This window comes from Pedobacter gandavensis (assembly GCF_014172405.1).
GTDB classification, from domain to species: Bacteria; Bacteroidota; Bacteroidia; order Sphingobacteriales; family Sphingobacteriaceae; genus Pedobacter; species Pedobacter gandavensis.
Map to the genome: position 1 here is coordinate 187,127 of NZ_WNXC01000003.1, position 12,166 is coordinate 199,292.

10 protein-coding genes are annotated in these 12,166 nt (G+C 39.9%); all 10 read right to left on the reverse strand.

Features of this window, described 5'->3' with window-relative positions:
* Nucleotides 1–224 precede the first annotated feature (224 nt).
* Nucleotides 225–1,619, reverse strand: a complete 1,395-nt coding sequence (locus GM920_RS11010; RefSeq protein WP_182957007.1) for a hypothetical protein — start codon at nt 1,617–1,619, stop codon at nt 225–227.
* A 98-nt stretch (nt 1,620–1,717) separates the two neighbouring features.
* Nucleotides 1,718–4,501, reverse strand: a complete 2,784-nt coding sequence (locus GM920_RS23930) for a TonB-dependent receptor (protein WP_182957009.1) — start codon at nt 4,499–4,501, stop codon at nt 1,718–1,720.
* Between the two features lie 113 nt (nt 4,502–4,614).
* On the reverse strand, nt 4,615–5,133 hold the full coding sequence (locus tag GM920_RS11020) for an Mpo1 family 2-hydroxy fatty acid dioxygenase (protein ID WP_182957012.1): 519 nt from the start codon (nt 5,131–5,133) through the stop codon (nt 4,615–4,617).
* Between the two features lie 113 nt (nt 5,134–5,246).
* A complete protein-coding gene (rny, locus tag GM920_RS11025) occupies nt 5,247–6,809 on the reverse strand; it encodes a ribonuclease Y (RefSeq protein WP_182957015.1) in 1,563 nt (520 codons plus the stop codon).
* A gap of 309 nt (nt 6,810–7,118) precedes the next feature.
* Nucleotides 7,119–7,409, reverse strand: a complete 291-nt coding sequence (locus tag GM920_RS11030; RefSeq protein ID WP_062550307.1) for a cell division protein ZapA — start codon at nt 7,407–7,409, stop codon at nt 7,119–7,121.
* Between the two features lie 32 nt (nt 7,410–7,441).
* The gene (locus GM920_RS11035) at nt 7,442–7,732 is read right to left on the reverse strand and encodes a hypothetical protein (RefSeq protein ID WP_182957018.1); all 291 of its coding nucleotides are present in this window, start codon (nt 7,730–7,732) and stop codon (nt 7,442–7,444) included.
* 48 nt (nt 7,733–7,780) lie between these two features.
* Nucleotides 7,781–10,180, reverse strand: coding sequence for a phenylalanine--tRNA ligase subunit beta (gene pheT / locus GM920_RS11040; protein WP_182957021.1), 2,400 nt, complete (start codon nt 10,178–10,180; stop codon nt 7,781–7,783).
* Between the two features lie 57 nt (nt 10,181–10,237).
* Nucleotides 10,238–11,074, reverse strand: coding sequence for an endonuclease/exonuclease/phosphatase family protein (locus GM920_RS11045; RefSeq protein WP_182957024.1), 837 nt, complete (start codon nt 11,072–11,074; stop codon nt 10,238–10,240).
* A 5-nt stretch (nt 11,075–11,079) separates the two neighbouring features.
* Nucleotides 11,080–11,775 (reverse strand): RadC family protein, encoded by a 696-nt coding sequence (gene radC / locus GM920_RS11050; protein WP_182957026.1) that lies wholly within the window; start codon nt 11,773–11,775, stop codon nt 11,080–11,082.
* A 58-nt stretch (nt 11,776–11,833) separates the two neighbouring features.
* Nucleotides 11,834–12,088, reverse strand: a complete 255-nt coding sequence (gene rpsT, locus GM920_RS11055; RefSeq protein ID WP_062550312.1) for a 30S ribosomal protein S20 — start codon at nt 12,086–12,088, stop codon at nt 11,834–11,836.
* Nucleotides 12,089–12,166: the final 78 nt, after the last annotated feature.

Here is a 12,166-nt window from a genome sequence, read left to right on the forward strand (position 1 = left end):
CAAGCCTTCTTTTAAAAGCTCTATTTCGGCCTGCTCAAATCCTTGCTTACTTTTTTCCATCACATTGATCTTTAAAATCATATCAAATTTAAATAAAAGGCATCCAATGAACAAGGCATACTTAGGATATATAAGAACCTTCCATTGGAAAAAGTTAATAACACCAAAAAACCCCTTGAAGTATTACACTCCAAGGGGTTTCTTATTTAGAATATCTACGCTACTTAGAATGTCGCACCAGTAGCTGCTACAGAACCTGCTTTCAATAAGAAGTTAGGAGCAGTTAAATTAAATGGACTTTCCAACAATGCAGCTGCAGCAGTTGCATCAATAAAGGTATTTCCGTTTGTAGTCAGGTAAGTTTTAAGCAAATCTGCAGTCGCAAAAGATGGTGTTGCACCGCTGGCCACAATATCTTTACCCACTGTAAACGATTGGTAAATGTTATTTTTGATCAATGAGTTTCCTGCGGTAGTCGCAACTAAAGCATCACCGGTTTCTTTATCACGGATATCAATACCGTATCTAAATCCGACGAAGACAGAGTTTGCCAATACCATTTTAGAACCTCTTCTCCATAAGTTAGCATATTCATGTTTTCCATCAGCAGTAGTACCAGGACCAATTAAAGTCATGTTTGAAATTACCGGACGCGTTCTTGGACTAGAATCCCAAACTTTCTCAGAGTTATCAGACTCAATACCGTTAGACTGACCAGCCTGATCTGCTAATTCTGGATTTCTTTGTGCTACTAAGTATTGTAGTTTACCAGAGAAACCATTGTCAAAATCAAACACATCATCAACATTTGCAATAGAAACAAGGTGTTTCGCGTTTACAGTACCTCCAAACCATTCGAATGAATCATCACCAGAGTAAGAAACCTGAACGTAATCTACCACAGTTTTAGAACCTACAGAACCAAAAGTAATCCCGTTGATCTCATTGTTGGTTGCATAAGCAATACCAGGGAATTCTACACGTACATATTTAAGTACACCAGAGTTGTCATCAGGAATAGTACCACCGTGATTTCCTTCAGGAAGTGTTAAACCACCTTCAATTAAACCTTCACCACCAGGGATGTTGTTGGTAGACTTACCAAGAATGATAATCCCACCCCAATCACCAGGAGCTCTGTTTCCTACGGCTTCGTTTGAAGTAAATACAATTGGTTTTGCAGCAGTTCCTTCGGCATTAATTTTACCGCCACGAGTAACTACTAATGTAGCTTTAGAAACTTTATCACCACGGATTACTGTACCAGCGGGAATCGTTAAAGTAGCCCCACTTTTAACATATACAAATCCTTTCAACAAATAAACTACTGAAGCATCTAAAGTCATGTTACCAGAAATATCACCTGATAAGGTAACTGTAGGCGTGCCATAAAACGCTGTTTTCGGTGTGAAGTTAGTCCAGCCAGCGGTCCAGTCTGTAGTACCAAATGCACCTTTATAACTTACTTTATCAAAAAACGCATCTGCCAGTGTACCAGGAACAGCTGGGTCAACAATAGGATCAATAACTGCATCGCCACCGCTTTTTTTACAGCTAGTTATTGCTGTCGCTCCTGTAACTAATAATGCTAACAGGCTTAAGTTTAATCTATTTTTCATGTCTGTTTATTGTTTGTTCAAATCTACAGCGGCTACATTAATCCAATATTAATCCGGGATTAAGTGTAGCCGCTATATGTGTTAAGTTATCGTTAAGACTATTTGATTTTGTAAGAGAAGCCAATGGAGATCGAAGAACCAAAACGGTCTGCGATGTTTATGTTATCGGTTTTCTTGTCGAAAGACGCGTTTGGATCAGATCCTTTTACTTTTTGATAGTAATAAGCTTTGTTGTTTAGGATATCACTGTAGTTCAGTTTTACTTCTGCTCTGGACTTCGCAAACTTTTTCGAAACCTGAAGATCCAATACATTTCTTGAATACTCATAAATATCAGGATCTTCTACGTTACCAATTGCCCAGATGCGTGGACCAACCCTGTTGTACAATAAAGTGACACCAGTAGGATTTGCAGAAGTACTGCTATAAGTCAATCCAGCATTAATCAAGTATGGAGACTGTCCTTGCAATGGTCTTACCCCTTTTGCATTGACTAATCTAGAAACAACTACTTCCGACTTAATATAAGAAGCATTGGTATTGAAAGTAAAGTTGTTGAATTTCTCTCCCAGGAATTTCAATGATTTTCTGAATTCCAATTCCACACCGAAGACAGTAGCAGATTCAGAATTTGTGTAGCTCAATGACCTGCCAGAGTTCCCCAATTGTAAAGTCTGCTCTATCGGCGAATCAAAGTACTTATAGAAAGTCGATACCGAGAATGTTTCTCCCGAAGCAGGGTAATAGGCATAACCTAAATCCAGATTGGTAGTTTTTGATTGTTTCAAATTAGCATTACCCCTAATGTTCATGTTTTTATTGAAGTCATAAAAAGGAAAAGGTGCAAGCTCTCTGAATTCTGCACGTCCAACAGTTTGGGAAGCAGAAACACGGATATCCGCTTTATCTGTTAAATTATAGATCAGGTTGGCAGATGGCAATAGGTTCACTGCGGTAGAATCAATATTCACAGGTTTACCATTGTCTACGCTATTCAATTTCAATTGGTAAGACTCTAACCTCGCACCAACACTAAATCTTATTTTCTTGGTCAGGTAACCATCAAACATCGCATAACCTGCATTCAGGAAGGCACTCGCATCATAATGATCGCCACCGTTGGTAATCTCATCATATACAAATCCATTTGGACGGATATTTTCCGGAGCAAAGATCTGGTCCTGCGGTAAAGTCAATAAAGAATTATCAAAATTACCGTTTCTGATGAAACCTAGAATTCTTGCATTGAAATCACGTTTTCTATACTGGCCAAAATAACCGAACTTAATTTTGTTCTTATCCTGGAACCAGGAAACCGGAATCGTAAAGTTTAAGGCACCACCATAAGCATCCTCATTCAACTTAGAGTTGAAATTACCCGCAAGTCTGGCATCAGCTGAAGCAGATTGAACTGCAGCTACCCCACCTTTAGAATATTCCATACGTTTATAACCAGGCTCTTTCCGATCCGTATTCGCATAGTTCAGGTTCCAGTCCATTTTGATTTTACTGTCTTCGCTTAGTAAATGCTCACCAGTTAATTGGTTGCTCAATAAAGAACGTTGTAATAAGTAATCACCGGTTCTGATAAACTCACCACCTGAATCGTCTTTACCTTCACGTAAAGTAAACTGGTTTTCAAGTACCCTGTTATAGATGTTTTTTAAGGTGATTTTATTGGTACCCCAAGAGTAAGCGAAGTTGGCTAAAGCACCGATATTGGTATTGAAGTTATATTGATTGTCATGAAACTGATCACCCAATGCCTGTCCGGTATAAGCCTTCTGGTCTGAGGTTTTCAATTTCTCATCATATCTGTAAGTTAATGACAATACTGTTCCGAATTTAGAATCGTCTTTAAACACTTTACTTGTACCGTAATTCAATTGAAAGATCGGCCCCAGTTTAGCGGTCACTTTGTTATAACCCCAGTTATTTTTGAATTGTCTGGATAAGTTAAATCTTTCTGCTGAATTAGGTTCCAGCGCTCTGAACACATCCGTAGATGGGAAGCCTTTTGGAATATCTCTTCCTTTATCATAAATCCCTAAAGCTTCCAGACCACCTCTTGGTGCTACATAAAAATCTTTAAAGGCCGATTGCATATTGATAGACGTTCCTAAAGATAAATTCAGGAAAGGATTATCTGGAAAGTCTTTAGTCGTGATCTGTACCACACCACCCGAGAAATCAGCTGGGATATCTGCGGATGCAGTTTTGTTGATTACAATGGCATCGATCAGGTTGGAAGGTAAGATGTCAAAAGAAAATGCTCTTTTATCTACTTCCGTATTTGGAAGCATGGAGTTGTTCAGCATGGCTGAGTTATAGCGATCAGATAATCCACGAACAATCACAAACTTGTTGTCCTGGATACTGGCACCACTCACACGTTTCAACACTTCCGAAGTATTTTTATCAGGGCTCTTTCTAATCAGCTCTGCGGAGATCCCGCTTGAAATGCTGATGCTGGATTTCTGATTCGCAAATAGCGTATTCACCGATTCCTTACTTGCACTTGCGGTAATCACCACTTCGTTTAAGTCGTTGGTAGAAGATTCAGCCAATATAAAATCTACACTGGTAGCACCACTTGCCTTAACTTCTATATCGGTAATTCTTTTTGTGGTGTAGCCAATATAAGAAGACTCCACAATATACTTACCAGCAGTCAGGCCGCTAATGATATATCTTCCTTCCACATCCGTAGAAGCCCCTTTAGTGGTACCCGCTATTTTAACAGTCACACCGATCAGTGTTTCCCCTGTTTTTTTATCAGATACTTTACCAGAAATTTTGCCGGTTTGAGCAAACACTGCGCTGCCAATAATGACGAATAAAACAGTAATTAATGCCTTTTTAAGATGTAGTTGTGATTTCACTTTTCCCTGTTATTTGTTTCAGGCAAAGCTATTACCACAATGTTAGGCCTATATTAGCTGGAAATTACCATTTGTTTACCACAGTGTTAACTTCATGTTAAATGGGGTTTGGTTTAATATTTCAACCCGATTTTTTTGCATATAAAGTGCAATAACCAAATTGGGCCGATTAACAAAAACTTAACATCTTCTAAAAATGAAGGTTTCTTGCCTTCGATCTTATGGCCGATAAACTGACCAATCCAGGCGCCTACAAAGATCACTGCACAAACCAACCAAACTGCTGGTCCGCCAGCCAATTCCCACTTTTCCAACATCACGATAAAGAAGGACATCAGACAGATCAGCAATAGCATCAGGTAAGACATGATCGGAGAAAGCTTGTAATAATAATACACAGAGAAAGCGATCAGGAAAGAAGCCCAATTCACAAATCCATTGTACTTACCCAGAAAGGCAAGATATGGAAAAGGGATCGCCCATACTAAGCCCAACAAGCTAAAAACAATTAATGGCACACATATCCAATGGATCATCTCATTGGTGTGATTTTGATGGCTTTCTGCATATTTATCAAAAAGAACATCCACTTTGCTTTGCTCTACTGCTTTCGTCTTCATGTGTTTCTTCATCTTTTGTAGCGATTCGATATTAGATTGGAGTAAAAATAAAGAAAGCGATGGATAATTCCACCGCTTTCATTTTAAATATTACTGTGCTTAATTGCTTAAGCCTTAATTGTCAATTATTTCGCAAAAGAAACAGATCTGGTTTCCCTGATTACTGTGACTTTAATCTGACCTGGGTAAGTCATCTCTGTTTGAATGCGGTTAGAGATATCGGCTGCTAACAATTCTGCCTGCTGATCCGTTACTCTTTCACTTTCTACCACTACCCTAAGTTCTCTACCTGCCTGAATCGCGAAAGTCTTCTCTACACCAGGGTAAGAAAGTGCCAGTTCTTCCAGTTCTTTCAAACGCTTGATATAGCTTTCTACGACCTCACGACGGGCACCTGGACGCGCACCAGAGATGGCATCACATGCCTGAACGATTGGTGAAATCATAGAAGTCATCTCGATCTCGTCATGGTGAGCACCAATGGCATTACAAATTTCAGGGTGTTCCTTATATTTTTCCGCCAATTGCATTCCTAAGATTGCGTGAGGCAATTCTGGATTGTCATCAGGTACTTTACCTATATCGTGTAATAATCCCGCACGTTTCGCCATTTTAGCATTTAAGCCTAATTCAGCAGCCATCGTCGCACAGAAATTAGCCACCTCACGAGAGTGATGTAATAAATTCTGTCCGTAAGAAGAACGGTAACGCATACGTCCCACCATTCTGATCAATTCCGGGTGTAAACCATGAATCTGTAAATCGATCACGGTACGTTCACCGATTTCTACGATTTCATCTTCAATTTGTTTCTTTGTTTTAGCAACGACCTCTTCGATACGTGCCGGGTGAATCCGACCATCGGTTACCAAACGGTGTAATGCCAAACGGGCAATCTCTCTTCTTACCGGGTCAAAACCTGATAAAATGATCGCTTCCGGTGTATCATCAACAATGATTTCAATTCCTGTAGCGGCTTCTAAAGCACGAATGTTACGTCCTTCTCTACCAATTACACGACCTTTAATCTCATCACTTTCAATATGGAAGATCGAAACTGTATTTTCAATCGCTGCTTCTACTGCAGTACGTTGAATCGTTTGAATCACCACCTTTTTCGCTTCTTTCGTCGCGGTTAGTTTGGCTTCATCCACGATATCTTTCACCTGAATCATCGCCTGCGTACGGGCTTCCTGCTTCATGTTTTCTACCAATTGGTTTTTCGCTTCTTCAGCGCTAAGACCGGCAATGGTTTCCAACTGTTTCACATGCTGATTTTTCAACAGGTCTACTTCTTCCTGTTTCTTGATTGCTACTTCCGTTTGCTTCTCCAGGTTCTTTTTGGTGTTGTCCAGATCCTGCTCCTTACGGTTCATGTTCTCCAAACGCTGATTTACAGACTGTTCTTTCTGCTTCATTGCGTTTTCACGCTGATTGATCTGGTTGTTTTTTGTATTTACTTCCTGCTCATGCTCAGACTTCAATTGTAAAAACTTTTCCTTTGCTTCCAGTAACTTGTCTTTCCTTAGAATTTCAGCTTTACTTTCTGCATCCTTAAGCATCTTTTTTACCTTGGTCTGTGCGGCAATCTCCTGGTTTTTAAGCAAGGTGCGCAGCAGGTATCTACCTACTACAACGCCAACAACTAGGCCGGCCAGTACATATCCAATTATTCCTACTATTTCCATTTTAATTCATCTGTATTTATATATTTCCCTTGTCTTTCGGGCAGAACAACTGATTGTATCCCTCTCCCATCCTGACAACGTAAATTTTGCCTGTAAAAAAACCGCAACTGAATTCTTAAAGTCCCACGTATTAAAAACCTCAACGAGTTATAATTAGAATTTAAGTCATTTTCAGGTACATAAATGTAGATGAAATACACCCTCTTAATTCTATAAATATTGAAGTGTTAAGTTTTTAAAATTGTGAAACTCAAAAATCTAGCTGCGGCTATATCTTTGTGCTAATCTTAACTCATATAAAGAACGATCCTATTTGGAGAAAAAATCATTTAATAAACTATCCAATTCCTCTACCTTCTCGGCGACTACAGTATCCTGATCCTGGACCTTGTTCTCTACCCTCAGTACTGCTGTTGCATAATGCAGCACTGCCATAGAAAGCAAATCCTGTTTATCCCTAACTGCATAATTTTCCTGATAGTCTTTTATGCGCTCATTGATAATCTTTGCTGCCCGCCTCACAATTTCTTCCTCTTCCGTATTTACCTTTAAAGGATAGATACGATCGGAAATAGTTATTTTTATAGAGATTTCTCCCATTTCTTAGCTTTGTTTCACTTTTTCTGTTTTTCTTACTTCTTCAGTAAGACCACGCACTTATCTATTTCACGCACAAAATCGTTAATTTTTTGCTTTATATCAAGTGTCTTTTCACTTGTACCCTCAATACTCTTCGCTAATTTGAGTACACGAAGCTTTTCTTCCAGGTCTGCACGCTGAATTTTAGCCTGATCCAGTGACACTTTTTGAGATTGATTTTCTTGCTTTAATAAATCGTTTTCTTCCTGTAAGGCATTACAAAGCTCTATTACACGAGCTGTTTTTTGCAATACGGAGTTTAATTGATCGGCAACCGAAGACATGTTATTAAAGTTTTTGTACTAATCTAAAAAATATATAAAAGCAATAAATTATTTTCTTATTTCCGCTTTTGCTGTTTGCGCTAAGTTAGAAATAATCTTTTGCATCACCGCATCAATTTGCTTGTCGGTTAAGGTCTGCTCTTCGTCTTGCAAAGTGAAGTTTAGCGCATAAGATTTCTTTCCTTCCGGCAAGCGATCTCCAACGTAAACGTCGAACACCTGTACGCTCTTAATCAGCTTCTTCTCTGTTTTAAAAGCAATAGTTTTCAATTGATCAAAGGTCACATCCAAGTCTACCAACATCGATAAATCTCTTCTTACTGCTGGGTATTTCGATACTTCCTTGTTTACAATTTTATTCTTTTTGATGATATCCAATAGCAATGCCCAGTCGAAATCTGCGTAAAACACATCTTTCTCCACATCGGCAGTTTTTTGATCAGCCGCAGTCACCGCACCAAAAGTTACAATCGCTTTATCGCCTCGGAAATATTTTAAACCATAAGCGAAGTTCTCATCACTAACCTCTTCAGACTGGTAATTGGTGATCCCCATACGTCCGATTACTGCATCGACAGCCGCTTTCAAATTATAGAAAGTTACTGGTGATGGCTTGTGATTCCATTGTTCAGATTGATTAGATCCAGACAATACAATCAATAAACGTGGGCGTTCGACATATTTTTCATTGATCAGGTGGTAAGTTTTACCAAATTCATAAAACTTAATATCTGTTGTTTTTCTATTTAGGTTGTAAGCTACACTTTCTAAAGCAGGCATCAACAAGCCCTGACGCATCACATTCAGATCCGAACTCAGTGGATTCAGGATTTGAACTGCTTCTTCCGGTACTTTAGAATAAGCACCTTTAGTGAGTGAGTTACACCAGATCTCCAGGTATCCGTTTGCAGTTAACATATCTGCAATTACATGTTGTGTTTGTTCTTTATTCGGCTTGGTACCGTATGATAAAGAAGCATTCACCTTACTTGGAATCTCAATGTTATTGTAACCGTATATCCTCAATACTTCTTCCGTAACATCACATTCACGGGTGACATCTACTTTGTAAGTTGGTACTTTTAAAGAAAGACCTTCCACCGTTTCCGCAACCACTTCCATGCTCAATGAAGTAATGATTGCTTTAATCTCTTCATGAGGAATCTCCACACCAATCAGTTTATTGATATTGTTGTAGCTTACTTCCACATCAAATGCGGCTACCGGCGTAGGGTAAATATCAGAAACAGCAGAAGAGATTTCTCCACCAGCCAATTCCTGAATTAATAATGCGGCACGTTTCAAGGCGTAAACCGTGATCTCCGGATCGGTACCACGCTCAAACCTGAAAGAGGCATCAGTCTTTAGACTGTGTCTTTTTGAAGTCTTACGTACCGATTTAGCATCGAAATAAGCACTTTCAAGGAAGATATTGGTTGTAGTTTCCCTTACCCCTGAATTTTCACCTCCAAATACACCGGCAATACACATTGGCGCTGCTGCATTACAGATCATCAGATCATCTGCTGAAAGCTTGCGTTCTACCCCGTCAAGCGTTACAAAAGGAGTACCTTCTGCACATTTCTTTACGATCACTTTCCCGCCGGTTAATTGATCGGCATCGAAAGCGTGTAAGGGTTGTCCCAATTCATGCAACACATAATTGGTGATGTCTACGATATTGTTGATCGGACGAATGCCGATAATTTTCAATTTATCCTGCAACCAATCTGGTGAAGTTTTCACCGTTACCCCAGAAATAGAAACACTGCTATATCTTGGACAGGCTTCTGTATCTTCCACAGTTACCGGAATAGTCAGACTTTCATTTGCTGTTTTAAAAGCAGCAACATCCGGCATGGTCAAGGGCAAACGTAAATAAGCCGCTAAATCTCTTGCTATACCTAAATGAGAAGCCGCATCTGCCCGGTTAGGCGTCAATCCGATTTCATACAAATAATCATCTTCCAGATTGAAATAAGCTTTGGCAGTGATACCTACTACGGTCTCTGTTGGAAGCACCATAATTCCATCATGGGAAACACCCAGTCCGATTTCATCTTCTGCACAGATCATACCTTCTGAAACTTCCCCTCTGATCTTTGATTTGTTGATCTTGAAAGGTTCACCTTCATTTGGATAAACGGTAGTACCTACGGTAGCCACAACCACTTTCTGGCCTTCGGCAACATTTGGTGCACCGCAAACTACCTGGATATTTGTTCCGGTGCCTACGTCTACTGTAGTTACGCGTAAACGATCCGCATTAGGATGTTGCACACAACTGATGACATGTCCAATCACCAATCCTTCTAAACCACCTGCAATCGGTTGTACGCTTTCCAGACTTTCTACTTCCAGCCCGATATTGGTCAGGATTAAGGAAAGTTCTTCAGGAGTTTTATCAGTTGTCAGGAATTGTGTGAGCCACTTGTATGATATCTTCATGTTATATGTTCAGTATAAAATGCAAAGATATAAAATAATGCCGTCGGTGTAAACCTCTTAGAAAGATAAACGGGCAATAATTGGTAAGTGGTCTGATGGATACCTTAAATTTTTACTATCAGACAACACACCAAACTTGAGCACCTTAAAGCCTTTGTTCACAAAGATGTAATCAATCTTATCTTTTAAAGGGCTGTCGAACTTAAAGTTATTAAAAGTTCCCTCAGGACCATAAGCCGGCTCAATAGCAGCAGTCTTAGCATCTATGAGGAAAGATTTAATCGTCGCAATGGCTTCCGTTTCAGGGGTTACATTTAAATCTCCGGTCAGCACCACTGGCAAAGTCGGCGCAATTTCCTGTATTTTCTTCTTGATTAACCTGGCAGATTCAATCCTTGCCTGCACGCCAATATGATCATAATGGGTATTAAAGACCAGAAATTCCTTTTTATTGAGGCGGTCGTACAGCCTCACCCAGGAGCAAACCCTATTCAAGGCGGCATCCCATCCTTTAGAAGGTCGATCTGGTGTTTCCGATAACCAAAAAGTACCCCCGTCTTTCCTGCTAAATCTGGATTTATCGTAATAGATAGCCGAAAATTCTCCCGCACGTTTTCCGTCTTCTCGGCCTACGCCTTCCATCGCATAATTCGTATTTTCCAACAGCTGATCTACCTGTAGCGGCAAGGCTTCCTGCACACATAGAATATCGGCATCATGAAATCTAACCAAGGCCTTAACCTCATCTTTGCGGTTTGGCCAGGCATTTACACCATCAGAAGCGACATTTAACCGGATGTTATAAGACATCACATTAAATGATTTTCCGGATTGTGCCTGAGCTGTCAGGACCAGGACCAAGCAAGCAATACTGAGTTGAATGATTTTCTTCATGAAGGCTAAATTAAGCCTTCGTCATTGAAACTAAAGAAAGATTTGTTTGTAATAATTAGGTGATCAAGGATGTAGAGATCTAATAATTTCCCTGCCGAAACCAATTTACGGGTGAGCTGAAGATCCTCCTCGCTGGGTTTTAAATTTCCGGAAGGATGGTTATGTGCCAGTACAACATAAGCCGCATTATGCTCCAATGCAATCTTAAAGATCACTTTTGGATCAGCTACCGTTCCCGTTAAACCACCTTTACTCACCTGATGTTTCGCGATCACCTGATTGGCTCTGTTGAGCAGTAGAATCCAGAATTCTTCCTGTATTAAATCGGTCATCACCGGAGAAAGTTCCTGGTGACAGTCCTGGGAACTTGTGATCTTTGTCAGTTCAGTGCTACCAGGTTTACGCCTGCGGCCGAGTTCCAATGCCCCAATAATCGAGATGGCCCTCGCTTCGCCTATCCCACGGAACTTGCACAAATCCTGAACACTCAATCGCCCTAAAGCATCCAGGTCCTGATTGCAGGAAGCCAAAATCCGCTTACTCAAATCTACAGCAGACTCTTCGGCATTCCCGGAAACAATCAATATCGCCACCAGCTCCGCATCGCTGAGGTGCCGACGTCCATGAAGCATTAGTTTCTCCCGGGGCCGATCTGCTTCTGCCCATTGTTTAATTCCTATTCTCGGTTCATATATAGCCATAAACAAAAAAACGGGACATGCTTTACGCAGTCCCGTCTATAATATTGTAAAGCTATGCTTATTTTAAGCCATTAACAAATTTAGTCAATTTAGATTTGTTGTTAGCTGCTTTATTCTTGTGAATAACATTTTTCTTAGCCAAACGATCTAACATAGAGATTACTTTCGGTAATAACTCTTTTCCTGTTTTTTGATCTTCAGCAGCACGTAACCTTTTGATAAAGGTACGAGTAGTTTTTGCCTGATATCTGTTACGTAAACGTTTAGTTGCGTTTGCTCTAATTCTTTTTAACGAAGATTTATGATTTGCCATTTTTCAATATTATAATATTCCTTTTAAAGCTTTCAAGAATATTGGGCACAAACCCAACCGCTACCAGCCTTTTGTTTT